Annotated in this window: 37 protein-coding genes and 1 tRNA gene; all 38 read right to left on the minus strand. The window is 59.3% G+C overall.

All coding sequences use genetic code 11. From position 1 onward, the window contains the following. Window positions 1-933: a hypothetical protein gene (locus AC812_RS04790; protein ID WP_061919710.1), complete on the minus strand. Its 933-nt coding sequence runs from the start codon at window positions 931-933 to the stop codon at window positions 1-3. A gap of 2 nt (window positions 934-935) precedes the next feature. Continuing rightward, on the minus strand, window positions 936-2,180 hold the full coding sequence (locus AC812_RS04795) for a type II/IV secretion system ATPase subunit (protein WP_061919712.1): 1,245 nt from the start codon (window positions 2,178-2,180) through the stop codon (window positions 936-938). A gap of 3 nt (window positions 2,181-2,183) precedes the next feature. Beyond that, entirely contained in the window at window positions 2,184-3,476 is a 1,293-nt protein-coding gene (locus AC812_RS04800; protein ID WP_061919714.1) for a nucleotide-binding protein, read from the minus strand. Between the two features lie 14 nt (window positions 3,477-3,490). After that, window positions 3,491-4,330: a Flp pilus assembly protein CpaB gene (gene cpaB / locus AC812_RS04805; RefSeq protein ID WP_061919716.1), complete on the minus strand. Its 840-nt coding sequence runs from the start codon at window positions 4,328-4,330 to the stop codon at window positions 3,491-3,493. After that, a complete protein-coding gene (locus AC812_RS04810; protein ID WP_061919717.1) occupies window positions 4,327-4,527 on the minus strand; it encodes a hypothetical protein in 201 nt (66 codons plus the stop codon). The genes cpaB and AC812_RS04810 overlap by 4 nt, the downstream gene beginning before the upstream one ends. Beyond that, window positions 4,524-4,775, minus strand: coding sequence for a hypothetical protein (locus tag AC812_RS04815; RefSeq protein WP_061919719.1), 252 nt, complete (start codon window positions 4,773-4,775; stop codon window positions 4,524-4,526). The genes AC812_RS04810 and AC812_RS04815 overlap by 4 nt, the downstream gene beginning before the upstream one ends. Then, window positions 4,772-8,146: a serine-rich protein gene (locus tag AC812_RS04820; protein WP_061919721.1), complete on the minus strand. Its 3,375-nt coding sequence runs from the start codon at window positions 8,144-8,146 to the stop codon at window positions 4,772-4,774. Before AC812_RS04820 ends, AC812_RS04815 begins: the two co-directional genes overlap by 4 nt. A 3-nt stretch (window positions 8,147-8,149) precedes the next feature. Then, window positions 8,150-8,749, minus strand: a complete 600-nt coding sequence (locus AC812_RS04825; RefSeq protein WP_061919723.1) for a ClpP family protease — start codon at window positions 8,747-8,749, stop codon at window positions 8,150-8,152. 3 nt (window positions 8,750-8,752) lie between these two features. Next, the gene (locus AC812_RS04830) at window positions 8,753-9,316 is read right to left on the minus strand and encodes a hypothetical protein (protein WP_061919725.1); all 564 of its coding nucleotides are present in this window, start codon (window positions 9,314-9,316) and stop codon (window positions 8,753-8,755) included. Window positions 9,317-9,325: 9 nt separating this feature from the next. Then, window positions 9,326-10,678, minus strand: coding sequence for a hypothetical protein (locus AC812_RS17785; protein WP_061919727.1), 1,353 nt, complete (start codon window positions 10,676-10,678; stop codon window positions 9,326-9,328). Next, entirely contained in the window at window positions 10,675-11,184 is a 510-nt protein-coding gene (locus tag AC812_RS04840; protein ID WP_061919729.1) for a hypothetical protein, read from the minus strand. The genes AC812_RS17785 and AC812_RS04840 overlap by 4 nt, the downstream gene beginning before the upstream one ends. 188 nt (window positions 11,185-11,372) lie before the next feature. Next, window positions 11,373-11,942 (minus strand): hypothetical protein, encoded by a 570-nt coding sequence (locus AC812_RS04845; RefSeq protein WP_061919731.1) that lies wholly within the window; start codon window positions 11,940-11,942, stop codon window positions 11,373-11,375. A gap of 5 nt (window positions 11,943-11,947) precedes the next feature. Then, complete coding sequence (locus AC812_RS04850) at window positions 11,948-12,379, minus strand: type II toxin-antitoxin system VapC family toxin (protein WP_062158814.1); 432 nt, start codon at window positions 12,377-12,379, stop codon at window positions 11,948-11,950. After that, window positions 12,364-12,657, minus strand: a complete 294-nt coding sequence (locus tag AC812_RS04855; protein WP_061919765.1) for a ribbon-helix-helix protein, CopG family — start codon at window positions 12,655-12,657, stop codon at window positions 12,364-12,366. The genes AC812_RS04850 and AC812_RS04855 overlap by 16 nt, the downstream gene beginning before the upstream one ends. 25 nt (window positions 12,658-12,682) lie before the next feature. After that, entirely contained in the window at window positions 12,683-13,408 is a 726-nt protein-coding gene (locus AC812_RS04860) for a hypothetical protein (RefSeq protein WP_061919767.1), read from the minus strand. A gap of 113 nt (window positions 13,409-13,521) precedes the next feature. After that, entirely contained in the window at window positions 13,522-13,752 is a 231-nt protein-coding gene (locus AC812_RS04865; RefSeq protein ID WP_061919769.1) for a WGR domain-containing protein, read from the minus strand. Window positions 13,753-13,766: 14 nt separating this feature from the next. Next, entirely contained in the window at window positions 13,767-14,231 is a 465-nt protein-coding gene (locus AC812_RS04870) for a hypothetical protein (RefSeq protein WP_061919771.1), read from the minus strand. Continuing rightward, window positions 14,228-14,755 (minus strand): hypothetical protein, encoded by a 528-nt coding sequence (locus tag AC812_RS04875; RefSeq protein ID WP_061919773.1) that lies wholly within the window; start codon window positions 14,753-14,755, stop codon window positions 14,228-14,230. The genes AC812_RS04870 and AC812_RS04875 overlap by 4 nt, the downstream gene beginning before the upstream one ends. 40 nt (window positions 14,756-14,795) lie before the next feature. Then, window positions 14,796-15,101: a hypothetical protein gene (locus AC812_RS04880; protein WP_061919775.1), complete on the minus strand. Its 306-nt coding sequence runs from the start codon at window positions 15,099-15,101 to the stop codon at window positions 14,796-14,798. A 19-nt stretch (window positions 15,102-15,120) separates the two neighbouring features. Next, a complete protein-coding gene (locus AC812_RS17510) occupies window positions 15,121-15,309 on the minus strand; it encodes a hypothetical protein (RefSeq protein ID WP_145962597.1) in 189 nt (62 codons plus the stop codon). After that, complete coding sequence (locus AC812_RS04885; protein ID WP_061919777.1) at window positions 15,281-15,712, minus strand: hypothetical protein; 432 nt, start codon at window positions 15,710-15,712, stop codon at window positions 15,281-15,283. Before AC812_RS04885 ends, AC812_RS17510 begins: the two co-directional genes overlap by 29 nt. A gap of 15 nt (window positions 15,713-15,727) precedes the next feature. Further along, entirely contained in the window at window positions 15,728-16,129 is a 402-nt protein-coding gene (locus AC812_RS04890; RefSeq protein ID WP_061919779.1) for a GxxExxY protein, read from the minus strand. Then, entirely contained in the window at window positions 16,116-16,361 is a 246-nt protein-coding gene (locus AC812_RS04895; protein ID WP_061919781.1) for a hypothetical protein, read from the minus strand. Before AC812_RS04895 ends, AC812_RS04890 begins: the two co-directional genes overlap by 14 nt. Further along, window positions 16,339-17,112 (minus strand): helix-turn-helix domain-containing protein, encoded by a 774-nt coding sequence (locus AC812_RS04900; RefSeq protein ID WP_061919783.1) that lies wholly within the window; start codon window positions 17,110-17,112, stop codon window positions 16,339-16,341. The genes AC812_RS04895 and AC812_RS04900 overlap by 23 nt, the downstream gene beginning before the upstream one ends. 56 nt (window positions 17,113-17,168) lie before the next feature. Further along, window positions 17,169-17,372, minus strand: a complete 204-nt coding sequence (locus tag AC812_RS04905; RefSeq protein WP_061919785.1) for a hypothetical protein — start codon at window positions 17,370-17,372, stop codon at window positions 17,169-17,171. A gap of 5 nt (window positions 17,373-17,377) precedes the next feature. Beyond that, complete coding sequence (locus AC812_RS04910) at window positions 17,378-18,034, minus strand: hypothetical protein (protein ID WP_145962598.1); 657 nt, start codon at window positions 18,032-18,034, stop codon at window positions 17,378-17,380. A 12-nt stretch (window positions 18,035-18,046) separates the two neighbouring features. Beyond that, window positions 18,047-18,823: a ParA family protein gene (locus tag AC812_RS04915; protein WP_061919789.1), complete on the minus strand. Its 777-nt coding sequence runs from the start codon at window positions 18,821-18,823 to the stop codon at window positions 18,047-18,049. Further along, the gene (locus AC812_RS04920) at window positions 18,820-19,566 is read right to left on the minus strand and encodes a ParA family protein (protein WP_061919791.1); all 747 of its coding nucleotides are present in this window, start codon (window positions 19,564-19,566) and stop codon (window positions 18,820-18,822) included. Before AC812_RS04920 ends, AC812_RS04915 begins: the two co-directional genes overlap by 4 nt. Next, entirely contained in the window at window positions 19,563-19,826 is a 264-nt protein-coding gene (locus AC812_RS17515; RefSeq protein WP_145962599.1) for a hypothetical protein, read from the minus strand. Before AC812_RS17515 ends, AC812_RS04920 begins: the two co-directional genes overlap by 4 nt. Before the next feature lie 217 nt (window positions 19,827-20,043). Beyond that, entirely contained in the window at window positions 20,044-20,292 is a 249-nt protein-coding gene (locus AC812_RS04930) for a hypothetical protein (protein WP_061919795.1), read from the minus strand. A gap of 62 nt (window positions 20,293-20,354) precedes the next feature. Then, window positions 20,355-21,266: a hypothetical protein gene (locus AC812_RS04935; RefSeq protein ID WP_061919797.1), complete on the minus strand. Its 912-nt coding sequence runs from the start codon at window positions 21,264-21,266 to the stop codon at window positions 20,355-20,357. Then, entirely contained in the window at window positions 21,263-21,751 is a 489-nt protein-coding gene (locus tag AC812_RS04940) for a hypothetical protein (RefSeq protein ID WP_145962600.1), read from the minus strand. Before AC812_RS04940 ends, AC812_RS04935 begins: the two co-directional genes overlap by 4 nt. Next, a complete protein-coding gene (locus AC812_RS04945; protein ID WP_061919801.1) occupies window positions 21,727-22,023 on the minus strand; it encodes a hypothetical protein in 297 nt (98 codons plus the stop codon). Before AC812_RS04945 ends, AC812_RS04940 begins: the two co-directional genes overlap by 25 nt. A gap of 3 nt (window positions 22,024-22,026) precedes the next feature. Continuing rightward, complete coding sequence (locus AC812_RS04950; RefSeq protein WP_062158816.1) at window positions 22,027-22,302, minus strand: hypothetical protein; 276 nt, start codon at window positions 22,300-22,302, stop codon at window positions 22,027-22,029. A 75-nt stretch (window positions 22,303-22,377) separates the two neighbouring features. Beyond that, on the minus strand, window positions 22,378-22,722 hold the full coding sequence (locus tag AC812_RS04955) for a single-stranded DNA-binding protein (RefSeq protein ID WP_061919805.1): 345 nt from the start codon (window positions 22,720-22,722) through the stop codon (window positions 22,378-22,380). A 38-nt stretch (window positions 22,723-22,760) separates the two neighbouring features. Continuing rightward, the gene (locus AC812_RS17520) at window positions 22,761-22,973 is read right to left on the minus strand and encodes a hypothetical protein (protein WP_061919807.1); all 213 of its coding nucleotides are present in this window, start codon (window positions 22,971-22,973) and stop codon (window positions 22,761-22,763) included. Between the two features lie 842 nt (window positions 22,974-23,815). Continuing rightward, complete coding sequence (locus AC812_RS04965) at window positions 23,816-24,223, minus strand: hypothetical protein (protein WP_236839279.1); 408 nt, start codon at window positions 24,221-24,223, stop codon at window positions 23,816-23,818. Between the two features lie 186 nt (window positions 24,224-24,409). Then, window positions 24,410-24,482: transfer RNA gene (locus AC812_RS04970), tRNA-Lys, on the minus strand. Window positions 24,483-24,529: the final 47 nt, after the last annotated feature.

The raw sequence follows: 24,529 nt of genomic DNA on the forward strand, positions 1-24,529 counted from the left end.
TCAAAATGCCTCGTCAATCAGTTTGTTCATAAAGCCCCAGCCGAACAGCATCAGCAGGATGATTCCGGCATACGCCAGCTGCACAATCGGCTGCTGGACGGTGGCCGCCAGAGCCTCATTCCGCAGAATCAAGACCATCACAAAGGCCGTGATTCCGGCAATCAGGCGCACGCTGCCTTTGGCACTCTTGCCGGTCGCCTGTCCCAAGACCCGCGCATCCAGCACGCCTTCCAGATTCTTGCTGGCCATCTCGAAGGCCGTCTCCCACTCCTTGCCGCCCGTCCGCCACAAGCGTCCCAGCAGAAAGACCACAATCCCCAAACTAGACGAAAGACCGAACGCTTCACGGGTCAACCCGTCCAATGCCTCGAAGCCTTCCCGCTGACAGCGCGGCAGGAACTCATCCCGCAGCCAGGTCTGCAATGCCCCACCCGCTTGCAATGTCCGCAGTTCATCCTCTACCGCTTGCAGGACGTTCGGCGTGACCTGCACGGTAGAAGATAGCCCGGTCAGAAACAGCGGGATTTCCTTCTCGATGTCCTGTTTGACCTGCGCCCAGGCCCCGTCAATCAGGCCGTTGAACAAAATCCAGCCACCCGCGAAACCAATCAGGCTGGTCAGGGTCGGCAGTCCCAAGACCGTGTTCAGGACGATGAACACCGCCACCCCCGCCGCAATGCGGGCGACATCGCGGGCAAAGCGTTCCCGCCCGGCCACATCCAGCCCCAACTTGCGAAACGCCAGCCGCAAGCGGTGGGCTTCACTGCCGAAAGCCACTTTTTCTTCCTGCTGCTGGATACCGGTCAGGGCGGCCACCCGACTCTCCGCCCGGCTGCGCAGCTGCAAACCCACTGCCAGCCGGTAGGCGATGAACGCCACCGCTCCCGCACCCACCAGCGGTACTACCTGCCGCACAATCGCCATCGCTTCCATGCCTACCTCCTGCTCACCGGCTTCATGCTCTTGTCGCCAAAGGCGTACAACTGCTCGAACGCCACATTGCCGCCTTTGAGTTCGGATTGAATCTCCCACACGCCAATCAGGCGGCGTTTGTCGCCGCTGCGGGGAACGCCCACCTGCACCAGCACCTCGATACCCTGGGCAATCAGGTCTTTGGCGTTCATCCGCTCGATTTTGGCGTCCACACCCATGATCAACGCCATGCGGGATACCATCGCCTCCGGGCCTTCGGCGTGGAAGGTCGAAAGTCCGGGATGGTCACTCATTTGCGCCCGGAACAGGGCTGCGGCGGCATCGCCGGTACGCACTTCGCCCACGATCAACCACTTGGGGGACATCCGCATGGCGTCATCTACGCCGTGCCGCAGGGTATAGTCCTGCACGCTGGTACTGCCCAGGGGGGCTTTGCGGGCTTCGATGGTGACCACATGCGGGTGTTCCATCCAGATTTCCTCCGGGTCTTCGATTTTGACCACCCGCGCATCCTTCGGGATGGCGTTGCACATCGCCGAGAGAAAGGTCGTCTTGCCGCTGGCCGTCCCGCCGATGACCAGCATCCGCACGCCACGACTGACCGCTGCAAGCAAATCGGCGATGACATTCTCCGGGGCTACCTGCCACTCGATCAGTTTCTCCGGTTTGACCGGCGCAGGCTCGAACAGGCGGATATTGACCGAATACATGCCCGCCCGTGAAGGGACGATGGCAGGGTGCAGCACATGCACCCGCGCCCCGCCTTTCAGTCCCGGCAGCGATTCAATCCGGGGCAGTTTTGCGCTCACGGTAGGTAATGCCTCGCTGATGCCTCTACCGGTAGGACGCAGCAACGCCTCTACCATCCGCCCACAAGATTGCTGGTCGAGGTTCATCTCCACCGGCGAAAACTGTACTGCCCCCTTTTTGAGGACAAATACCTTGCCTTCCGGGGTGATGGTGATTTCCGAAAGGTCATCCCGCCGCAGAAGCGGCAGCAACGCCCCCAGTCCGTTGACCCGTCCCACTACCTTCTCCGCCAGGGACAGCATCACATCGCGGGGGACATCCAGCCTGCGGCGGGCCAGCACTTCGCCCACCGCCCCTACCGCCCGCTGGTTGAGGGTGTCCACATCCACCATCTGGCGGAAGGTCAGGCCATTGGCCAGGTCGTTAGCAGCGTCTTGAATGACCAGTTCCTGCTCGTCCGCCGAAAGCGTTACCTGCTGAAAGAAGTCCCACGACATCGCTCACCCCTTGCGAATGCGAATCGGCCCCAGTTTCACCACACCTGCATCACTGCGAAAGCCGTTATCGCTGGTTTTCTGCCCGAACAGCAAATCGCCCAACTTGTGAATCGGACGGGCAAAGTTCTCCGATGCGGTGAGTACGGAACGCCCGGCGTTAGCCGTTACCGCTACTTCGGGTATCTCCGGTATCACCGCCGTGACCGGCGGGAAGGCGGTCAGTCCGGCGGATTGAGCGAACGCCCGTGCCGCCTCGTGCCACTCGTTCATGCCGAGCAGCCCATTGCGCCCCCGATTCAAGACCACAAACACATTGGACGCCCCAACCCGGTGCTGCCCGGCGAGTTTCTGGAACACCACCCGGTAGGCTTCCGCCGTGATGACCGCATGGTCAATCGTGGGGTTGGAGACCAGTACCAGCGTGTTACTGGCACTGATCGCCGAGGGATAACAACCCGAAACGGGCGTGTCGAAAATAATCACGGCATAGCCGCCGTAGGTGGCGGCAATCGCCAGGCTGTTGATACTGCTCTGCTCTTCCGGTTTTTGCAGCAAGTCCTTCTCCCGCAGGCTGTCCTGCAAACCCACCAGCACATCCAGCCCGCCAAACGACTGCACTGCCGGTTGTATGCCGTCCGCAAAGGTCGGACGGGACAGCCACAGGGACAGGTTCGGGGTGGTTTTCAGGTTCAGGAAGGTGGGCAGGGACACATCCGGCGCGCTCAACCCCACCAGCAGGGTCTTGAAGCCCCGCTGGGCAGCGTCCAGCGCCAGCGCGGTAGCAATCGTACTTTTGCCCGTCCCGCCAGCCCGGTTCCACACCGTAATCACCCGCAGCCCGCCGATGGTGGTGGCGGTCTGCTGCCAGCGTGCCTGTCCTGCCAGGGCCGGAGCTTGCGAGCGCAGCGCCCCGATTTCCGCCATGATGCGGGCGGACAGGTCGGGGATATTGACATCCCCCACGAACACACCCTTGACGCTGGTCATCTCCCGAATCGGGCGGATGATTTCATCCGGCACGCCGCCGGGCAAGACCACATACGCCGCTCCCTGCACGCGGGTCAGGAATTGGGTCAGCGGTTCCGGCCCGCTGAAAATCGCCGCATCCAGCAGGATGACTTCGGGGTTGTAGGACAGTTTGGCCTGCAAGTCCTGCGGGTCGGTCGCCAGCGTCACCACCCGAAAGCGGCTGTCCATCTGGAACGCCTGACTCCACACCCCCAGGCGGCTGGGCGGCCCCGCCAGCAGCAGGGTCACGGCATCCTGATTGCTCTCGTTACTCGTTCCCCATGCCATAGCCCACCTCGTTGTTACTGCCCGGCTGCAAAGCCCAGCGGGGTCGGCGTGGGGGTCGGGGTCATCTGACGGATGACCAGTTCCGGCAGCCACAAGCCGCTTGTGTTCATCGGTTGGGCCTCGTCCGGCATCAGATACAGCGACAATTTGACATTGTCAGCCTGGTCGAGGGCGGAGAGCAGTTCCACCGCATTGACCAGCCGTACGGCGGTGGTGGCTTCAATGCCCGATGATTGGAAGTCGTACACGACTGCCTGCGCTTTGGCAGGCACGGCCAGCACCACCACGCCCTCTTTGCTGCGCTGCCGCTGCACGGCGATGCCGGTCTGCGGGTCGGGGGTGATGATTCGTCCGGCGGCTTCCGCCGGGTCTTCCGCCTGAAAACTCGGCTGGATGTACAGCACCCGCAGGTTCTCTACGGTTGCCTTGCTGAATACGCCCTGCACGGTGTAGTCGCCGTCCGTCAGGACGGCGGTCACGCCCACCCGGTCACCGGGGCGGATGATGCCTGCCAGCCCCGCCGAATCACTCACCTGGATGGCCACCGCCCGCTCGTCCGGCTGCAAGGTAACCGGCTTTTCGCCCAGATGAGCGGTCAGAATCAGGTCGCCTGCACTGCGGTCAATCCGCAGGGCTTGACCCACTGCTTGGGAAGGGTCGGTAATTGCCCCTTCCGGCGGCAGCAAGTCCGCCGGGACGCCCTTCATCACCAGGTCACCCTCCGTCAGGATATGACCGGCAGGCAGGTCAACGGCAGCAACCGCCACCTGCGTCTGCTCGGGCGGACGCAGCATGGCTAACGCCACAAAGAAAACCAATGCGGCTAACAGGTAGGGTAGGTATTTCTTAATCACGCTTCACCTCGCAGATATTGATTTGCGCCATCGTAGATGGCCAGTGCCTCACCGAACTCACGCAAATCACAATGCACCACCCGCTGCCTGCTGCCGTCCTTTTCCGTGACAATCAACAGGACATACTGCGGCTGAATCGGGATGGCGTTCACGATTTCGCTCAATGGAATGCGTTGATTTCGGTCTTGCTCGTTCATTTTGCTTTCGTCTCCGTAACGGTTGGGGTAACGGTTAGTGTCGGTTTGGGGGTCGGGGTCTTGATCTCCGTCCACCACTGCGTCCGTTCCACCTGCGGAACGGGCGTATTGGTCGAAAGAAACACGCCCCGCCATACGGTTGCGGTGGCCAGCGGCTGCCAGCGTTCGCCGCTCATTCCCTCGCTCACCAGCAGGATGACCGCCACCATCAGCACGAAAACCAAAAGCGGTACGAAGGCTTTGCTCACAGCGTTATCCTCCCCAGTTTCTCGGCAATCTCCGCATCGGTCGGCTCCGGTACGTCCAGCATCAGCGGACGGAACAGAATCGGCAGCTGCATCTCGCGGCTGTGGGCATACGGGAAACGCCCGATCACCATCCCGATATGCTCATCCGCCAGAAACCGCCGCCAGGGTTCGTCCACGAAGCCCTTTTCGCTTCTCGCAATCGCCGAAAGCACGATGTCCTTGTCTTTGGGGGTTTTCAGAAAGCCCACCACCAGGTTGTTGCAGGATGAGATGATGCCCGAAGGGATGAGTGAGGGGCTTTGGGTCACCACCCCAAAGTACGCCCCGTACTTCCTCGAATCCCGGAACATATTGCTGTACTGCTCGCCCACCGTTGGCGCGCTTCTGCCCTCTGTGGCATCTCCGCCGCCTTCCAGCCCGGTGAAGATGATGTTGGCCTCTTCAAACACCATGAACAAATCCGCTTCACCCCGGTTGATTTGCTTCTCCCGCCGGGCCACCATGTCGGAGTAAATCAGCCAGCCCGCCCAGCCCAAGAGCCAGGCTTTGGCGAAGTTGTCCAGAAACTTGCCGCCTTCCAGCACCACCACGCCGTTGGGTCGGCCCAAGTCCTCTACCGGTATCGCATCCGCTCCGGGCTGGAACTGCGCCGCCGGTGCGCCCCGCACCAGCGACTTCAACCGCCACAGGATACCTTCCAGCACGCCCCGCCCTACCTGGTCGCGCGGGTTGAGCGAGTCGTATTCCCGCTCGATCTCCTCGTACAGGTCGCCCAGCCCCACCCGCTTGCTGCGCTCCACCGCCACTCTTTGGCGGTCATCCGCCGAGAGGTCGCCCAGGGGTGTGCCTTCCACCAGCCCCAGCCGGGCGGCTTCCTCCGCCGAAACCCGCCCGTACTGCGGGTCAGCCCGCACCAGCGGGTCGTCCACCATCACACCCACGCTCAGATACACCCGCCGCACCGCATCCAGCAGGCGGTGCTGCTGTTGTTTCTGCCCTAACTGCGCCACACTGCCGAAAATATCGGCAAAGGCTTTCAGTTGCGTCTCCGGGTTGATGTATGTCCCGATTTGCAGCGGGTTCCAGCGCAAAGGTCGGACGCCATCGGGACGCAGTTGGCGGATGTCCACCCGCCCTTCCAGTCCGGGGGCATTCAGCAAACTGCGCCAGGCAAAGCCAAAGTCCAGCACCACCACCCGCATGTTCCAGCGGTAGGCAATCTCATACGCCATCCGCACCGCCGCCACGCTCTTGCCCCAGCCGGTATCCCCGGCAAACATGGTGTGCATCAGGCGGGGCTTGTCCAGTCTGACCGGCGCATTGGTCAGGTCGGCGGTATTCGGGCTGTACTGGTGCCCCAGTACCACCTCGCCGGGCATTTTCGGGTAGAAGCCCATCCCGTCCGGGATCGGGGCAATCACTTTCAGCGTGCCTTCCTGCAAGAGAGAGGGTGCGACATACGCCGCCACCTTGTCCGCCGGGAGCAGGCTGGCGTAGCGCCAGAACAACCAGCCATCGAAGGGGTCGTGCGGGTCGTTCGTCCTCGCCTTGAACGGCACGAACGCCCGTGCCGCTTCCATGACCGCCTCTCTCTCCGCCTCCGGCGGTTCGGCGGTCAAGACCGGCGTGGGTGCGCCCTCGCCGTAGAAGGCTTCCGGCACGAGGCTTGCCGCTGCCACCGCCGCCCGCTCCGAGTCGGTCAGCAGGTAGGCACTGGTCACAAAGCCCCCCGAATGAGTTGCCGTGTTCAACAGCCCCTCGAAGCCCCGCAGGATTTCCGTCAGCCGTTCGGCCACATCGTCCTCCACCTGCCAGGTGCGGTTGAGGTTGATCGCCGGGGCCAGCCCGTAGGTCAGCCCCGCCCCGGCGGTCTGTGCGCCGATACTCGAGCGGGTCTGTCCGTAGGCATCCGTCTCACCGTAGCCCCTGCCAAACCCCTGACTGCGGGTGTGCGCTTCGCCAGTGGTGTTGGTCTCGCTGTTCATGGTCGTGACCACCCGGCTGGTCGAGCGTGACCAGCCGCTGCTCTCCACCACCCCTTGCGAGGTGGCATTGCCAACCGTCTGTCCCGTGCCGCGACTCTCACCCGTGCCGGTCGTCCAGCTCTCGCCGGTGGTGTCCGCCCGTCCGTGCATCTCGCTGGTGGACTGGAAACTGCCCGATGAGGCAAACTGGCTCTGGCTTTGGGTCAGGTTCCACGATTCGCTCACGCCCATCCCGCCGCCCAGGTCGATCTTGGCCACCCCCACGTTGATTCCGCCACCGGCGTTGACGGACTGGTTGAGGCTCGTCCCATGTCCCAAAGCCCAGCCGCTCCCGCTGCCCGCCGTCTGGCTCGTCCCGCTCGAACTGCCCCATGCGCTCGATTCGGTCTGGCTCTGCATCCGGCTGTGGCTCTGCATGGTGCTTTGGGCCTGCATGGTACTCTGACTCTCCATCTGGCTCGTCCCCTGCATCACGCTGCGGCTGCCCGATTCGCTCTCCGATTCGCCCAGACTCACGCTCGACCCTCTCGTGACCGAGTGCGAACGGCTCTCCGTGTCCGCCTCGCCCCAGTTCTGATTCCAGGCTTCCGCCTGACTGTGGGCGTGGCTGTCTGCCCGTCCGCCCGCTCCCGAATAGCCGTGCGCCAATGCGTTGAAAATCGGGATACCCACCGAAAAGCCGATGGACTTGCTGCCCTTGCGCCGGGAGGCGTAATTGCTGGCAATCCGTGCCATCTGCTCCAGGTCCCGCACCAGTTCCCCGCGCGGCACATGGTCGCTGACCACCTGAAAGACAAAGTTCTCCCGCAGTTTTGCCAGTCCTCTGAACAGAATCTCGTTCTGCTCGATGGCCAGGTCGTCCGCTTCTTCCGGCAGTGCGCCGTCTCGTCCCGTCCCCCGCCGTTTCACTCTCGGGTCGGGGTGGCCGAGTAACGCCAGCGGTTTCCTCGCACTGCTCAAAAACTCGACATACCAGCGGATGATGTCCAGATCCGGCGCTCTCAATTGCGATTGGGCAAAGCCCGCCAGGGTCGCTTCGACCGCCGCCGCATCCCGCTCGGCTCTGCTAATCCCCGCCGCCACCGATTCGGCGGACACCGCCGCTCCGTACAACTGCACGATTCCGATGTGGTCGGGCTGGAAGATACCCAGTGCCGAATAGACGAAGTTCACCCCGGCGTTGTACAGCCCGGTGATGGCTGCCCACTGCTTGCCGAGTATCCCTTCACCCGCCTGCCGCCGGTTCTGCGGGTCGTCCGTGATGGCGGTCAGTTCCCGCAGGACGGCCACCCGGTAGTACCGCCGTCCGTCCTCGTCCACCAGACACCAGGCGGCGTGAAAGTGGCCGTTCCTGCTCTCGATGCCGTTGTCCAGTATTCGCAGCATCCCTTACCTCCGCTCCCATTCAAGGTTGTATAACCGTCCACTCCGTTTCTCCTCTTTGAGAAAGATGGTCGTCAGCCGCGCTTGCGGAGGTATGATTTCCGTGACGATCTCATCCACCAGACGGTATTCCCGCGCTTGTTCCGGCAAAAGCGTCACCGTGCGGGACAAATCCGCCTCGACTTTTTCCAGCGTCTGGCCGGTTGACTCGGCCAGCACCCGACAGATATTGCGCTGGTCGCTTTCCAGTTCGGTCAGGATGTTCCGCAACTGGTCGCCGGTGTAATTGCCCTCTTCCAGATGGGTTCGGATACCGTGTAGTAAAAAGCGCGTTTGCGGCGCAGCCAGCCGCCTTTTCCCGGCGCAGTACAACACCACCCCTATTGAATCCACTTGACCGATGTTGTATGTCCACACTTCTATCGGCAGCCCCCTCATCAAGGCGTACAGCGTCAGGCCGTATGAAACCGATCCGCCCGGTGTGGAAAGCAGCAAATGCAACCGCTCCACCCCTTCCAGTACGGCGTTTTGGAAAATCTCCACCAATAGTCCAAAACTCTCGCCGTTCACCGCTGAAAGAAACTGAATCCAGCGCTCTCCTCTCATCCCTTACCTCCGCTCCCTTGCCCGCTCGATGACCGTGCGGGGGTCTGCCCCGGTTGGAGCGTGCGCCAGCAGGTTCTTGATCAGCAGCCCTGCCTGCACTACCGGCATCCCCCACAGCGCAAAGCCCGCCAGCACCGCCAGATAATTCACCCCGGCGATGAGATTGTCCGCCGCTTGGTTGTCCAATGCCCAGAACAACACCCGTGCGCCCAGTCCCACCAGGGCGTACAGGATGAGGTTCTGAATCGTCTCCCACGCCGATTCGTCCGGGCGGTAGTTGTCCACCCGCATCACGAAGCCGCCCACTCCCGCCAGCCCTGCCATGAGGTAAGGGGCAGGGTTAGGCGCAATGAGCGCCGCCGCCAGTGCCAGCCCGCCGGCGGGCAGCAGCACCTGCCGCATCCGCCGCGCCTGCGCTTCCTGCAAACGCTGACCCAGCAGCAGGTACAGCCACACCAGCGCCGGGATGAGCAGCACCAGCGCAAGGTTGTCCACTGCCAGCCAGACCAGCGCCAGCAGGCCGTTCAAGACCCACACCAAAGGCAAAAGCAGCGTGTCCGGACTCATCCCGCCCCCTTACTTGATGATGGTGGTCATCATCAGGTAGGCGTCAAATTCGCCTGCCGGTATCTGGAACGAACGGGACTGTGATACCGGCGTGCCGCTGGTAATGCCCGAAAGTGTCATGGCGTAAAAGCCGGGGTCACGAATCTGCACCTTTTCCTGTACCAGCGTCCAGCGGAAGGTGTTGGACGCATCGCAGCCCTGACTGGTGGCATAGCGCCAGTTCCAGTCCGGGCGGATGAGGGTTGCCCCCGGATACCACTGGGCCAGGTCGTTCAAAATCCAGTCCCGGCTGGACTTTTTCAGGCTCGCCGAAGCCAGCACCCGCGCCTGTTCGCAGAAGGTCTGTTCGTGCAGGACGCAGTACTCGACTTCTTCCTCTTCCTCGACATACCGGTTGGGGGCTTTGCAGTTGTCCTTGATGGGCGGCGGCAGTTCCACAAGGCTGCCGTTGGGGGCGATACAGCGTTTGTTGACCTCTTTGCGTTCTTCCAGCGTGTAGTAGCGGAAGATGGTCGGCTCGATGGTCAGGCTGAATTGCAAATCCACCCCGCGCTTCTCCGGGTCTTGGCCGGTCACGATGGCGTAATTGGGGGCGGTCTTGACCGCCGTGCCGCTGATCCTGCCCTGCGTTACGCTCGGCGCACCGCATTTCTGCACCACCCTGTCCGGCGTGGGTGTCCTGCCGGGGATGTTGCCGTCCGGACACAGGGACGGCGGACATTGCCCCCGCCGCCGCAGTTCGTCTAGCAGGGCCTGCGGACAGCCGGTCGGCGAGTTCTGGCAGGATGAGTACAGCAGCATTACCCGGTAGAAGTTGTTGTCCTGGTTTGCAGCACGCCTCAGAATGTCAAAGAGATTCCACGCATCGCTTTCTTTCAACACAGACCAGGCGTCTTTGCCCTGAATGATCGCATCCGCCAACTCTCTGGCGTAGGGCAGGTTCAGGACTTGCAGGACGGCGGCAATCACATCTCTGCCGCTCATGTTGCCCCCAACGATGTCGCCAACCCCCCAGATTGCATACCCCAGTCCTGTCCCCACCGAACCGTCCGAATTGACCAACCCCGATTCACGCGGGTTCATCGCCATGAAGAACAGGGTCGTGGCCGATGGCAGCAAGACGCTCTCCCCGCTCGGCAGGGCGTACATATGGTAGGTCGCTGCCCCGTCATAAATCCAGTCCGGTACCCACGCAGGCGCATCCGGCATCCAGTCCGCCGGAACTTTCTGCTCACCCAAATCCACCACGCCCGCTTTGAGGTTGCCGTTTTCGTCAAAGAAGTCGCCCCAATCGGCTCTGGCGGGTTGAATGTTCACCGCCAACAGAACGAACAAGAGGACTGCGTACATCACCCGCTTCATGGCTCAGCCTCCAACGCCTGCAATTCCTGCTCGAACAGAAAATGGTCGAATTTCCATTCGCCGTTCTCTCGCACCACCAGTACCGGTATCTCGCCCCCTTTTTCCTCGCCGGTGTTCAGGTCTCGGATCGTCCCCGTGACCATCCACACCTGCCGCTCGCCCAAATCCTTACGCAGTTCCGCCGACTGCACCCGGTACTCGCTGCGCGCTTTGGTCTCCACCACCCTGTCCCAATTGGTGAACAGTTCGGCGAAGGCACAGCCGTTCTCGGTGGCCACCGCACACACCGATTGCAGCCAGGCATCGTAGCCGGTGGTCACATCCACCGAAAACAACGCCGTGAGACCGGCGATGGCGGCTTCCCGTCCGTCCGGGACGGGGGTGGGTTCGGGTTCTGCCTGGGCGGTAGTGAACATCGGCAGGATAAACCGCACGGCGGCAATTGCCGCAAAGACCACCAGCAGGATGACTAACCCTCTTTTGACGGTTGACAGTTTGATTTCCACGCTTCACCTCCGGTTAACACAAAGCGGCTCTCCCTGACTGGGGAGAGCCGCTTAAATACAAACAGCGTTCTCACGTTTCGGGCTTCTCGTGCCCTCGGAGCCGCATGCCCCGTTCCTCGCCGATTATTCTACAAAGTTATTTTTCCGTTCGCAAGTGGTATTTTTCAGTCCCTTACAACACTGCAAGGTCAGGGGGTTTCCGCCGGTCTTTGCGGCGGCGGTAACTGGCACGGACGCCCTAACGCCGTTACCCAATACCACCATGACTCGTTCTCGATTTGCCACCACCAGGCATCCAGAAACAGCAACTCGTCCGGTGCAATGATGCCCTTTGCCCCACGAATCCACGACTCGGCTTCTGCCGTGCCGGGCTGGGTGCGTACCACAAACACTCGCAGGAAGGGAATAACAATTTGGCGGACTGGCACAAAAATAATTGTGCCGCTGCAAACATTCTTGCCCTCAAAGTTTTGCTCGTCAATCTTCTCCCACCCGGCGAAGCGGTCTTGCCAGAACTCCCGGAAGGTCATCCCTTCCGGCGGCAGTGTCCTGGCAAAGCGCGGGTCAATCTGCATCGGTTGATTGGCCTTGACGGCGTAGAAGTACCACCCCACCCCGCCAGCCGCCAGCACCAACACCAGCGCGGCGATTATTGTCACCCGCAGCACCACCTCAAAAACCAACAGCAGCGCCTTGAACGGCAAGGCTACCAGGTTGCGGGCTGCCAGTTTCAACCCTTTGCGTGTGATGGCCGCCATAGACCTCACACCCCCCCAATCCAGTGCGCCCACCCCGCCCCCTGCGCTTGCAACGCATTGACCAGCCGCTGGTCGGCGCTCCACAACTCCGCTCCGTACTGCTCCGCCACTGCCGCATACTGGGCATCGTAGGCTTTGCTCTGTCCCAACCGCTCCGCCCAGCGCAGCGAGGATTTCAGCAAAGCAGGGGTCGGCTCCACCAGCCGCACCCCCATTTCTGGCAGAATGTCCACCAACAAGTCGGCATCCTTCGGGGCCAGTTTGCGTTTGAACACGGCAAAGCGCAGGGCTGACACCACCTCGGCGTACCAGTGCGCCGGTGCGTACAACACTTCACCGCTGGACTTCCAGTCGTCCAGACATCGCTCCGCCTGAACCGAGTAATCTTGAGTCAGCAGGACATTGACCACAACGCTGGCATCTACGACAATCCCCATTTCTCCTCCTGCTCCCGCTCGTATTCCTCACGCACATCCCGCAGAATGTCACCCTCATACACGCCATATTGAGCAGCAGTGCGTTCGCGAATTTCCCGCAACTTTGCCAGCGTGCGGCGGAATTGTTCACTCTCCGCCCGGCGCTGTTCTTCCAGATAGCGGCGCACCAATTCCCGCAGGATTTCAGACACGCTCTTGCCCTGTTCCTGAGCAATCTCGTGCAGTTCCAACTGGTCACTTTTGTCCAACATCACTTGCACTCGAATCAGTTCGGCCATCTCACACCTCGTTGTGTATAGAGTATTACACAACAAGGATTTTGTCAAGCCCCTGCCCGCGGTTCCAGCGTTCCAGCCACAGGTCGCTGTCCGGCTGCTTTGCCAGCGTGGTCAGTTCGGTGGCCACCCCCGCAAAGCGGGGTTTGAGATAGCGCAGGATACCCTGCATCCGTTTGGGTGTCAGGGTGCATACTGCCACCCGCCGCTGGAAGTTGTACTGATTGATCCACTTCCGCACCCATGTGTTATCCGCCCCGTCCCTGCGTTTGCGGGGATGGCGCAGGGTCTCCACCTCGACATAAATCCGCTCGCCGTCCTTCTCGACCAGCACATCCGGCTCTACCAGCGGATTGTCCACCGCTGGACAGACTTCCACCCGCCAGCCCCGCCTGCGGGCGTGGTAGGCAAACAGCAGGATGGCAAAAGCATGATTGGCGTGTTCTTCGGCGTTGTGTTTTTGGGTAAGAATGTCCCACTCTGACCGGCGGATGGGACAACCCAGTTCTGCGGCAAACACCACACCGCTGTCGGTCAGGCGCAGGATAGCGTATTTTGTTTGACCGCTTCTGAAAAATAGCCGTTCCGCCAAATTCTGCTCAACCAGCAAGTCGAACAACCGCTTTGCCGAACCACCGTAGATACCCAATCGCTGCTCGACCTCTACTTGCAAACAAACCCCCTCTGCCAAGATTTGCACGGCGGTTTCCATCCGCCGCCATAATTCAATCCGAATCGCCCTTACCCGTTCCATAAGCACATTTTGACCATGAATTTTACAAAATCTTATCCGTACCATTCATGTGGCACCCCCCTATATTTTTCTGGCACAATGGTACGGATAAGATTTCCCCGCCGCACCCGTCCTCACCTCGCCGAAAAACGGTATCCGCGCCGAATCTTGCGCCGGGCAATCCGCTCCGCCAGTCGGCGGGCGTGGGTCTCGTCCTCGCACGGGATACAGCGCCAGCGTTCATAGCCCGAACGCAGGCTACCCCACCCGCACACCACCGCCCAAGCATCCAAGAGGGTCGCCTGAACCCCCACCACATACCAGCGGTGGATATTCCGTTCAGGGTCATTGCGGATGAGGCGCATCAGGGCATTTTACCTCACGGCTCGTACTTGCGAATCTCGGCATCGAACAGCAGGTAAGTCAGGATTTGCAGGTCGAGGTACAGCAGAAAGCCGGGGTCATCATCCGCCTCCGAACCATCCGGCAGCAGTTCCACCGCCACCCCCTCTTGATTATCACCCCGCAGGTAGAGAATGTCGGTCACCCGCCAGTCCAGCACGCTCTCGTTGACCTCACCCTGCGAGTTGCCGGTGACTACATCCACCGCCCGCTTGACCGGCAGCAGGAAGCCGTTGTCCAGAATCACCGCCGGAAGGTCGTACTCGCCCTGACCCCGCAGGATGACATCCCGCACCATCCGCTCGGCAGCGTTCTCGTTCAGCCAGTCCAGCAGGCAGACCGGCTTTGCCTCAGCCACCACCCGCATGACGATACAGCCATGCTCCGGGCAGCGCTCGAACTCGTCCAGATTGTAGTCATGCTTGCGAAAGGCAAAACTCATCCTAGCCGCCTCTTTCGCTTTTCCAGTTCCCGTTTGCACTTTTTGACCAACTGATAGACCTTCATCAGGTTCAGACTAGCGTCCCCGAAAGCTATTTTCAGCAGCCGCCTTGACCAGCCCTTTTCTTTGCGTTCGGCCTGCTCAACCACCCAAACGGCCGGGTCGGGGATGTCGTACAATACCCGCAGCCGCCACCACCACGCCGAACTGTCAAACTCATACCGCTGCTCCGCCGTACGCAGGTTTTCCATGACCGCATTCTGGACATCGAAGCGGTCGAAATCGTATCCCCCCGGCGGCACCAGCGGCAGCAGGGCATCCCACACCAGCCGTCCGCCCCTCACACCGCCCGGCATGGTCAAGAGCCGGGCAATCATGCCTTTGCACACCTCCGGCGGCAGCACCTGCTCACGGATGACCTTCGCCCGATAGTGCATCGCCAGGGCATCATAGCGGCGCAGGGTATCATAACGGCTCATCCGCACCAGTTCCTCTCCGTCCCACGTTTCACCATCGGCAGTCATTTTCCCTCCCAAGAAATTTGAATTTGACCCGCCATGAAAATCACAGCACCTCGACTTTCAACACTTCCAGATCGTCAGGGCTTGCCTCGACTTCCACCTCTCCTGGCGCAATGCCCGGCTTCAAGCGCACCACCAGATAGACATCACCGGGTTTTGGCTCGTAAAATCCTGCTATTGGTGGAACACCAAATAACCTTGTCGTACCACGATGCCGAATGTAATGCGGCACACCCTGCTTTATCGCCCACAGCACCTGACCCCAATCGCTGCGGTTGATGAGCAGACTGGCCGGGTAGTCCACCGGCGGGATGAGTGTGTTCACAATCGCCCGATAAATCATGTCCATCCTGCACCTCCGCAAAAATTCAACGGGCGGTTACGCCCGCACCAGGCACACTTGCGCCGGAGCGCCCCCGAACGCAGGCGGCTACGCCAAGAGCGCAGACGCCGCTAGGCGTCAAGCGGTGACGGGGCGCAAGGCGCACTGTGCCGTAAGCCAGGCCGTTAGGCCGCCCCCGCTGGTCGCTAGACCAGCCCGCCGTCCACCACCACATCCGCCAGCATCTCCCGCAAACTCACCTGCCAGCCGTTCACCGCCACCCGCTCCGGCAGTACCCCTTCGGCTTTGCGTAACTGCTTGATGACGTTGACCGCCTGCTCCCGCAACAGCGGCGGAACATGAAAGACCACCTCACGGGCAACCACATGCGCCCGCTCATCCGCAGACCACAGCCAGCCGTGGACGGTGGCGTGCAGGGCTTCACGGTGCGCCCGCCCGGTGAGGACGAAGCCCAGCGTTTCCAGTGCCAGGTCGTTCTCGCATACCACCCGGTGACTGCCGCCCAGCACCGACAAATCGGTGGTCAGGACGGCTTCGACTGCCAAGACGCCCCGGATGGCGTACACCCGCCTCAGGCTCATCTGCCCGTCCAGAATCACCTGATTGTACCGTTTCATGCAACCTCCCAGTTTTCAAGATTTTAGCGCCTTTTCAACCATCACCCGCCGAAATTCCAACCGCTTCCCGCCAAAGCCTAACAACAAGCCCATCGCCTCGCCCTGATACACCCGCAGGTAACGCCGCAACTGGTCGAAGTCGGCCTGCTCGAACCGCTCCGCTGTCTTGCACTCCACCAGCACCGCCACAGGGCCTTTCCGCAATACCAAGTCCGGTATCACCTCACCAACCACCTGCCCGTTGTACTGCACTTTCAGGCGCGGCTGGTACTGCACCGTCTCCCCGTTTGACCGCAGCTCGTGCAGCAAGGCCCGATGATAGACCATCTCGGCATGTCCCGGCCCCAACTCCCGCTGCACCCGCCGGGCATGGCGGATGATCTTTCCCACCATCGGCAGAAACTTATCGGCAACCATGACGCCTCTCCCACAAAACCCGCTCCAACGCCATGACCACAATCTGCCGTGCCAGACTGCGTCCCGCATCCACCGCCGCGCTCACTGCCGTCTGTAAGTCCTTCGCCAGCGGATTGCTCTCGTCCAGCAGGGCTGATTCCAGGTCGGCCAGCGGTATCTCCTGCACCAACTCCGCCACCAGTTCACCGCCAAACTGCTCTTGCAGCTGCCTAATGCTCGATGAGGTCGGCATACGGCCCTTCCAGGTAACGGCGGCGGGATTGGCTGCTGTCCGGGTCTAACTCTGGAGGGTACTCGCCAGCGTTCCGCAGAACCGTGCGCAGCAGTGCCCCGTTCCAGCCCTGCTTCCCGGCATACCATAACCATTGTCTCACCCGCTCCGGGTCTGCCTGCCAGGCCGTCTCGACATCTGCCAGTGACCCGCGCCAACCCAACCGCTTCAAGGTGTCTTTGATTTCAGCGGGCAAATTCCCGTTTTTACGCAATTTTTCAGTGAAAGATTTTTCACCTGCAAAGTTTGCAGGTGAAACGTCATTTTGCTGCTGTTTACTGTTAATTGATTCAGCAGCAGTATACTGACGGTTAATTAATACATTTAATGCAGTGAAAGATTTTTCAGGTGAAAAGTTTGCAGGGGGTGCAAAGTTTGCAGGTGAAAGCGAGATTCCCAGAGCAGACAAACGTCTCTCACTCTCAGCGATTTCTTGTTCGCTCATCCCAACAATCACCTGGTAAATGGTTGTCTCAGAGCTCTTTCCACCCCGCCCACGGTTGATAACCCGTATCTCCCCGCTCTCTTCCAGTCTGCGCAGCAGGTAATACACATTCCGCTCACTGGAGCGAATCTTCCTCGCCATCGCCTCATGTCCGGGGTAGCAAAAGCCCCAATCATCTGCCCAATCCGCCAGCGCCATCAACAGCAACAATGTTGATCCGCCATGCTGACTGTATTTCCACGCCCTTGTAATAACCTCAATGCTCACTTTTCACCTCCGGGAATTGGATTTCAGTTATTTTCGTAACAATCGAAATTTTCCGTTCAAAAGGCTTTTTTTATCATAGGGATACTGACATAGCCACTAGTGAAAAACAAAGGGCTTGCAGGGCTTCCAGAGAGGACAACGTCAGCGTCGCTGTCAGCGTCAAAGTCAGCGGAACGTAAGCGGGAGGTCAGCGGAACGTCAGCAATACCGCTGACGTTGATTTTTGGGCTCTCAAAAAACATCATAATTTCCTCGACCATGATTGCTACCTTTCCTCCCATCGTGCCTGTGCATCCTGTTTTGGGTAAGGTGTCAGCCGCAGTACACCCTCTTCATAACGATTTGCGCTGTGTTTGAGCAGCAGCCCAACCAGTTCCCCAACAGGAACATTGTGCCTGTCGGCTTTCTCTTTCAGCCGCTTGACCAGCTCATCGGGCAAGCGGTAAGCCACACGGGAAGCCCATAACCGCGGCTCTTCCCTTTCTCGCTTACGCTTGCTTTTGCTCGGACTGACTGCCTTTGGAACAGGATTCCACCCTTCTTCAACCCAACCGTTCTGTTTCGTCCAGCCACTATCAAGCGGGTAAAGCGTCATACGTGTCCCTTTGACTTTGGGTTGAATCGTCAGGGTTTCCCGCTCCATGCAAAAGAGACCATACTCCAGAAATGCCCTTGCCACCTCATCCGCCGTCACGCCCACCTGATCGGCAATCGCTACCACTCTTGCGCTTACTTCCTCAGGCACACTCCGAAAGGTCTTAGCACGATGTGCCTTTTCCCAAGTGCGATTACGCGGCTTCTTGGGACCTTTCATCAGATCCACCACGCTGATCTGCGGCAATGCCAAAGGTACAGTCCTCCCTGTGTTAGTCTGTTCTTCTTCCTGGCTTTTGCCAGCCCAGAATGTCCTACGCTCTGCCATTCTTTTACTCACTTACCACTTCAACACTTGATCCACTAAACACGCATATTCCTGTGCGGCTCGGCTTGTTGGGGCTTTTTCAAAAACAGTTTGTCCTTCGGCAATACATTCCCGAAATACCGTTGCTCGGTGGATCGGCGGTAATACCGTTTCACTAAATCCTGCTTTCAGGTCTTCCTCAATTTTTTTCGTCTCCCGCGTTACATCATCGTAAAACGTGGGCAGTATTCCACCCAGTGACCCCCGCCAGCCTTTGTTTTCTTTCAAATTCCGCATGATACCTACGGTCTTGTTCAGTCCTTCCAGCGAGCCAAATTCCATCGCCACCGGTACAATCACAAAGTCGGATGCCCAAATCGCTCGCTCTTGCAACCCGCCCAATGATGGACTGGTGTCCATCACAATGTAATCTAAACCATTACGCATGAAAACATGAATCGCATCTCGTATGTACGACACCGGCTTATCTAATGCAGATAGGGAGTTCTGAGCTACAGCAGTCTCCTGACTACCCGGTATGATCCACAAATTCGCTCGACCCGTCCCCCTCACTTGTTGACGGAGGAGAATTAACTCATTTTTCTCTAGTGGTTTAATCGACGACATCAATAAGAAAAAGATACCCGGTTCTTGCTTCAACCCTAGATAACTGGCACTTTGACCCTGTGGGTCAAAATCCAAAATTAATACTTCTTTTCGCCGCAGCGCCAAGCCGTGAGCCAGACTGAGGACAGTGGTGGTCTTTCCCGCCCCCCCTTTTTGATTCGCAATCGTGATGACTTTTGTCATCCATTCACCTCCTCGTTCAATCTCGTCAAGAAGCGTTGAATAGCCTTCCTATACTCAAAATTCGCTCGAATGCGTACTTTCCGCCCCGGAGATAACCCCTGCCAGCCCAGTCCAATCAAGTCCTGGTTTTCCATCGAAATCTCTCCAATAACCGCCTCTTTCATTTCGAATCGCTCGTAGTCCTCTGCTTCTAAATCATCATTCCTTACTTTGGTCAGCAAGATACTTACATTTTTTCGTTCGGCATCTTCACGAACACTTTCATACGCCGCCACGGTATGCCCAAATGTCTTGAACGCTAAAAAATCTTTCGTAGTCGGAATCAGTAAATGATCACAAATTGCCATGCTCACATAGGTCGTGTGCGTGGGAAATGGGTGAGTGTCTATAATTACCCACTCAAATCCACTCCGGCTTAATAATTCCTTAAGTTCATCAACTCGCTCTCTGAATAATTCCCCTACTTTGATTATTTTTTCTACACTCGAGTCAATTAGCCACAGTCTAGGGCTAACAGAAGACAAGTGGTGAGCAAAATCTAATCCCCCTTCAAGCAGCTTCTCATAATCGGCGAGAGGAGAGACATACTCAATTTCAAAAAATCTTTTATGTTGATTCGCCCGTCCAAAATTCAGCAGTAGTACCCGCCCCTCAAGAGAAAGATTGTAGGCAAACTGGATCGCCGTGATTGTTTTGCCGGTATTCTCCCGCAAGTGAGCAACCGTAATCACTTTTCCCATCATCCCGCCTCCCCGAACAAACTCAACTGTGGCTGCGCTTTCTTCTCATGTGTCAGCCAGACATCGAACGCGAGTAGATTACCCGCCCGCTCAATCTCCAACCCGTCCGCTTCTTCCAAGAGTGCCAGCAGCCACGCCGGGGCTTTCTCACTCACCCGCGCATAGCGGGGTCTCACCCCCTTGCGTTTCTCGTACAACGCAATCGCCGCTGCCAGTTCGTCCCTGTCCTCGATGCGATAGACCCGCCATTCGGTCCTGTCCATGTCCATTACCTCCGTCCAGCCATTCGATATAACTTGCTCCGCCGTGTCCATGCACGGTCACTAAATCCTCGATTTTCAGGTACACATTCAACCCATACGGCTCGCGCTTCCAGCGCAGTACCGCCAGCCCGTCCGAAAACTCCACTCCCTCGGCGACCACGCCCGTACCGCTCACTCCACTCGGGTCGCTCTCCCGTACCAGCACAAACCGCCTCATTCATTTGCCCTCTAACAACACCCGTATCTTGCTCTTTCCTGCTTCGGTCAGCCGCCACTCACCTGCAATCATCTCGATCAACCCCCGCCGTTCCAGGCGTTCATACACCCCCGGAAAGGTCTGCTTCATGCGGGTGTGCAGCGGCGTGTGCAGCCGCACGTAGTTCAAGCAGCGCGCCTCAACCGGTGTCAGCCCCAAGGCCTTGCAGCGATACGGATTGAATTTGACCAGTTCGTTGTCCAGTTCCATTGTTCTGCCCTGTTCCGTTCTGTTCTGTCCTGTTCGCCGTTCTGTTCGCCGAACAATTCCACTCACTCCACCGGGGCAGGGGAGAGGACTGCCCGGCGTTCTCCCACCGCATAATACAACTCTTGCAGGGTGGCGTACTCCCCTGTTAGATACGTCCCCTTGCCCGGCTGGGTCTCGATATAGCGCGACAGCAACCGCACCGCCTGACTCCACACTTCGGCGCTCCAGCCCAATTCACGCCAGCCGGGAATTCGATTCGACTGCGCTCCAACCGTCTGGATGCTCTCCCGCAGCAAGCGCAGCGCCAGCCGCTTGTGCGGGTCTGCCCGACGCTGGATGAAGCCAACCAGTTCCCCATCCACTGAATACGGAATAGGCTCGGTCTCGCTCTCATCCCCTTCATCCGGCAGCCTCGCCGGTAAGGCCGGTTGGATGACCTGCACCCGCACCGGCGGGGCGTTCCCGGCTAGAAGCAGCAACGTTCCCGCCCGGCTCTCCACCAACTGCCTGCGGCGGGACTGCCAGGCAATCCACTCGTTGCCCGCTCTCCACACCAGCACGACCACCACTCCGCCCAATGCCAGGAGTGTCAAGAGCAGGATGAGCAATGCCAGCAATTGCAGCCAGCCTTCCTGCCGCTGCGCTTGGGCTTCCCGTTCGGCCTGCCGCCGGACGGCTTCGGCGGTAGCCGTCATCTGATACGCCTGTTCGGCGATGGCAAGGGCTTGCTTTGTGGCTTCCAGGCTGACCGCCTGCCGAGTGGCTTCCAGCCTGACCGCTTCGGCGGTCTGCCGCAGGGATGTTTCCTGCGCCGCCTGAGTCGCCCGTGTCTGCTCTTCGACCTGCCCGGCCAGCGCTTCGGCAGCCTGGGCGGTTGCGCGCAGGGCAGCCGGGTCGGGCGGGGCGTATTGCACCGGAGGTGTACTTACACAGCCGGTCAGCAGCAGCAGGACGATAATCACTACTCGCTTCACCAGACCAGTACTCCAATCAGCAAGAAAACAATCACTAATGCAAGCAGCGGCAGGCAGCCCGCCTCTGTGCGCCGCCATTCACTGCGGCGGATGCTGCCGTCTGCATTCCTCTCCAGCCTGTCCCAGCGTACCCGCCGGTCTACCGCAGGTTCGCCCTCGTAGTGCAGCACCACATCCACCGCTCCGGCTTCTTCTTCCAGCCAGCGCAGGCTGCGCCGTAAGTCCGAATCGTGCCGGGCAATCTCCGCCCGGCCCGGCAGGTGCAGGTGGATGACCTCATCGCCGTATCTGCCCCCCAGCCAGCGGCCCTGCACCTCATCCACCGCCCCCATCACCGTCCGGTAGGTCTCGCCCGGGTCAACATTGCGGGCGTCCACATGCCGCTCCGGCGGCGGGGTGTATTGTTCCGCTTTCGCCCGCAGCCCCAGCGTGAAGTACAGCACCACTGCCACAAACAAGATCAATCCGAGGATACACCCGTCCACTGTCTCAACTCCACCGCTCGGCTGCCCTCGGCCCGCACGACCTTACCCCGTTGAATCACCACCCGCTCGCCGGTCTTGACGTTCTCGAACACCGTCCCGCTCGGCCACGGGCAGGGGATCCGGCGGCTCTCCTCATCCCACCCCGGCAGGACAATGTCCGTCCAGCGGAAGTGTCCGCCGTAGAAGATGCCCGGTTCGTCCCCGCTGCGAGTAGGGTCTACCACCACTTTCCAGTAATACCCCGGCGGGGTCTGCCACAGCCGCCTGGTCATCCCTCACCTCACCCCCAACCGCTCTCGGAGTTCCACCCACAGCGAGTCATCGGCAGGCAGCCCTTCCAGCCGAAACAGGATTTCAAACTTGCGCTCTTCCCGCTCACGCACTTCGGCTTCGAAGGCAATTAACTCGTCCAGTTCGTCAGCCGTTAGGCCGCCAAACTCCGGGTTGGCACAGTCATGACAGACCCGCAAAGGCTTTCCGTCCGGCTCTTTCAGCCAGACCGCTTCGCCTTCGATCACATCCCCACAGTTTTCACAGATGGGTTTGTCCATCTCCCACGCTCCGCCCTTTCGACATCCGGTCGAACCAAATTTCAGGTAGGCTGTTGGTTCAATCAAGTTCAAGATCTAGAACGGCAATTCACCCCTGGTGCTGTCGGTCTCTGCTTCCGCCTTACCGCCGCCCAAAAACTGCACCACCTGGGCGGTCACTTTCAGGCTGGCTCCTGCTTCGCCGTTCTTGCGGGTGTAGGCTTCCACCGCAGGGACACCCCGCACGAACACCTGCCGCCCCTTTGCCAGGTACTGGTGGCAGCGTTCGCCTAACTCCCGCCAGGCACTCACGTCCACCCACACGGTCTCGTCCTTGCGGGTCTTGACCGCCACCGGGAAACTGCACACCAGCACCCCTTCAGGGGTGTAGCGCGCTTCCGGGTCTTTGCCCAGATTGCCGATCAGTTGGATTTCCAGCATCGTTATCGCTCCTCGTGGGGAAAAATGAAAATCGGCGTTCATACGCCGATGGGGTTGTCGTAGAACATCTGCCAGGTCTCCTCGTTCAGCCATTCTTCGCAGTACAGGCACTCGTAACCGCCCTCGCCTTTCAGCCAGACATGACGGCAGGTAGGACTCTGCACCCGATAGCCGTAGCCTTCCAGTACCGTCCCGCAGTCCAGGCAGGTCAGACCGTAATTGTCGCCAACTTTGTTTCGATGCTCACACATGGGAAACCTCATCCAGAAATTGTCCCTTGCACCACCGGGGGACAAACGCTCGTTTTTCTGGCAAAACGTGGTCAAAAACCCGTCCCTTGCACCACCGGGGGACTTCCTCGTTTTTCGGCGGGGGAACGTGGTCAAACCCCTGTGCGTGGTATCGAATACGCACCCCTCGCTCAACCTGGATAGTCGGTTGCCCATGCCGGTCTTTCCCGGCTGTCCCCCACCATTGCAGGCGGAGTAGTATTCCCGTCTCTCCGGGCCGTCACCCTGCCTGTTTCCCGGCGCTCATGTCTCTTGCCTTTCCGCTCATCACGTATAGGGTGCGCCGGGCTGCACCTGCCTCGCTAGCAAGGTCAGGTTCGCCAGTCCAGCCGGGTGGGATTTGCACCCACCGCAGGATCGGGGAGCATCCTGCCCCTCTTTGGCGGCTGGTTTGTTTGGAGGATCACCATGTCGCTTGTCAAGGTGCTGTTTCAGGCGGACGGGACTCGAACCCATCCTCACGCACCTGCCGCCTGAATGGAGGGAAAGAAGTGAGCCAACACCGCTAAACAAAAACCCTGCCGGGGTCATCGCAGGGTTCTGTTCTCTCGTGGTATACTTCCTCACGAGGCGAGCAGCGCACTCTGCTTGCCTCAACCGTGAGCGTGCCACCCACACGGCTCACGGAACGCCCCGGTCGGGCGCACAACGCCCGGCGGGGCGTTGTGTTTGCGGGTGCGTCTCGGTTGAGGCAGTTCGTTCTTGGTTTGAAAAGGTGCTAGGGATAGTTTAGCACGTACCTACCCATCTTGTCAATACTTGGGTAAGTTTTTCAAAAATAAAAAATGATTAGTTAAGTGTTTTCAGTAAATCGAATATTTGCCTTTGGGTTGGTACGGCAGACCCTGCTTATCAAATAACCACTTTCCTCGCCCACCTTTAGCACGATACACCTCTACGCAATAAGCAAGGTCGGCTTCATCCAAAAATATCTTTTCGCCCCCCAATCCTCTCTCTCTCTTAACTTCCGCAATAAGTCCCTTTTTGTACCACCTTTGTAGTGTTGAAAGATTGATTTTGTATTTATCAACTGCTTCTGTGAATCCGATACTGCATCCCTTCAAATGCGCGTGTTTCTGGTACTCCGGCAAATCCTCTTTGCGGAGACCCTTTTCCTGAATGGCTTCAACTCGCACTTCATCTTCACTCACGACCATTTCTCCAGCCACAACTCCCGCCCTGATTTTACCCTTCTCAATCCATTGGCGCAAGCGGGCTTCCTCCAGCCCGTACTTGCGGGCGGCTTCGGCTACCGGGAGAAATGTGGGGAGTGTAACCATACCTGACCTTCCTGCTGAACACACAAAACGCACCCAGGGATCCATCGGGTGCGTTGCAGAGTACAGGGATGGAATCCCTGTTTTTTTGACTTGATGATGGTAAAGTACCTCTAAAGGTGACTCACCAGGGACTCGAACCCTGAACCCACTGATTAAGAGTCAGTTGCTCTGCCAGTTGAGCTAGTGAGCCATATCTTGCACGGCGTATTATATCCCAATTTTTTTTGGTGGTCAAAT

The sequence above is a fragment of the Bellilinea caldifistulae genome, from assembly GCF_001306055.1.
GTDB classification, from domain to species: Bacteria; Chloroflexota; Anaerolineae; order Anaerolineales; family Anaerolineaceae; genus Bellilinea; species Bellilinea caldifistulae.

Bases quoted from the DNA above. Each gene is read 5' to 3' on its own strand.
- AC812_RS04915 (WP_061919789.1), bottom strand. From the start codon at position 18,823: ATGACAAAAGTCATCACGATTGCGAATCAAAAAGGGGGGGCGGGAAAG.
- AC812_RS04920 (WP_061919791.1), bottom strand. From the start codon at position 19,566: ATGATGGGAAAAGTGATTACGGTTGCTCACTTGCGGGAGAATACCGGC.
- AC812_RS04795 (WP_061919712.1), bottom strand. From the start codon at position 2,180: ATGTCGTGGGACTTCTTTCAGCAGGTAACGCTTTCGGCGGACGAGCAG.
- AC812_RS04950 (WP_062158816.1), bottom strand. From the start codon at position 22,302: ATGGACAAACCCATCTGTGAAAACTGTGGGGATGTGATCGAAGGCGAA.
- AC812_RS04955 (WP_061919805.1), bottom strand. From the start codon at position 22,722: ATGCTGGAAATCCAACTGATCGGCAATCTGGGCAAAGACCCGGAAGCG.
- AC812_RS04820 (WP_061919721.1), bottom strand. From the start codon at position 8,146: ATGCTGCGAATACTGGACAACGGCATCGAGAGCAGGAACGGCCACTTT.
- AC812_RS04845 (WP_061919731.1), bottom strand. From the start codon at position 11,942: ATGGCGGCCATCACACGCAAAGGGTTGAAACTGGCAGCCCGCAACCTG.
- AC812_RS04875 (WP_061919773.1), bottom strand. From the start codon at position 14,755: ATGACTGCCGATGGTGAAACGTGGGACGGAGAGGAACTGGTGCGGATG.
- AC812_RS04930 (WP_061919795.1), bottom strand. From the start codon at position 20,292: ATGGAACTGGACAACGAACTGGTCAAATTCAATCCGTATCGCTGCAAG.
- AC812_RS04855 (WP_061919765.1), bottom strand. From the start codon at position 12,657: ATGGCCGAACTGATTCGAGTGCAAGTGATGTTGGACAAAAGTGACCAG.
- AC812_RS04860 (WP_061919767.1), bottom strand. From the start codon at position 13,408: ATGGAACGGGTAAGGGCGATTCGGATTGAATTATGGCGGCGGATGGAA.
- AC812_RS04945 (WP_061919801.1), bottom strand. From the start codon at position 22,023: ATGACCAGGCGGCTGTGGCAGACCCCGCCGGGGTATTACTGGAAAGTG.
- AC812_RS04825 (WP_061919723.1), bottom strand. From the start codon at position 8,749: ATGAGAGGAGAGCGCTGGATTCAGTTTCTTTCAGCGGTGAACGGCGAG.
- AC812_RS04865 (WP_061919769.1), bottom strand. From the start codon at position 13,752: ATGCGCCTCATCCGCAATGACCCTGAACGGAATATCCACCGCTGGTAT.
- AC812_RS04850 (WP_062158814.1), bottom strand. From the start codon at position 12,379: ATGGGGATTGTCGTAGATGCCAGCGTTGTGGTCAATGTCCTGCTGACT.
- AC812_RS04890 (WP_061919779.1), bottom strand. From the start codon at position 16,129: ATGGTTGCCGATAAGTTTCTGCCGATGGTGGGAAAGATCATCCGCCAT.
- AC812_RS17515 (WP_145962599.1), bottom strand. From the start codon at position 19,826: ATGGACAGGACCGAATGGCGGGTCTATCGCATCGAGGACAGGGACGAA.
- AC812_RS04790 (WP_061919710.1), bottom strand. From the start codon at position 933: ATGGAAGCGATGGCGATTGTGCGGCAGGTAGTACCGCTGGTGGGTGCG.
- AC812_RS04895 (WP_061919781.1), bottom strand. From the start codon at position 16,361: ATGCCGACCTCATCGAGCATTAGGCAGCTGCAAGAGCAGTTTGGCGGT.
- AC812_RS04800 (WP_061919714.1), bottom strand. From the start codon at position 3,476: ATGGCATGGGGAACGAGTAACGAGAGCAATCAGGATGCCGTGACCCTG.
- AC812_RS04870 (WP_061919771.1), bottom strand. From the start codon at position 14,231: ATGAGTTTTGCCTTTCGCAAGCATGACTACAATCTGGACGAGTTCGAG.
- AC812_RS17510 (WP_145962597.1), bottom strand. From the start codon at position 15,309: ATGTGGTGGTGGACGGCGGGCTGGTCTAGCGACCAGCGGGGGCGGCCT.
- AC812_RS04810 (WP_061919717.1), bottom strand. From the start codon at position 4,527: ATGAACGAGCAAGACCGAAATCAACGCATTCCATTGAGCGAAATCGTG.
- AC812_RS04885 (WP_061919777.1), bottom strand. From the start codon at position 15,712: ATGAAACGGTACAATCAGGTGATTCTGGACGGGCAGATGAGCCTGAGG.
- AC812_RS17785 (WP_061919727.1), bottom strand. From the start codon at position 10,678: ATGAAGCGGGTGATGTACGCAGTCCTCTTGTTCGTTCTGTTGGCGGTG.
- AC812_RS04910 (WP_145962598.1), bottom strand. From the start codon at position 18,034: ATGGCAGAGCGTAGGACATTCTGGGCTGGCAAAAGCCAGGAAGAAGAA.
- AC812_RS17520 (WP_061919807.1), bottom strand. From the start codon at position 22,973: ATGTGTGAGCATCGAAACAAAGTTGGCGACAATTACGGTCTGACCTGC.
- AC812_RS04830 (WP_061919725.1), bottom strand. From the start codon at position 9,316: ATGAGTCCGGACACGCTGCTTTTGCCTTTGGTGTGGGTCTTGAACGGC.
- AC812_RS04880 (WP_061919775.1), bottom strand. From the start codon at position 15,101: ATGGACATGATTTATCGGGCGATTGTGAACACACTCATCCCGCCGGTG.
- AC812_RS04905 (WP_061919785.1), bottom strand. From the start codon at position 17,372: ATGGTCGAGGAAATTATGATGTTTTTTGAGAGCCCAAAAATCAACGTC.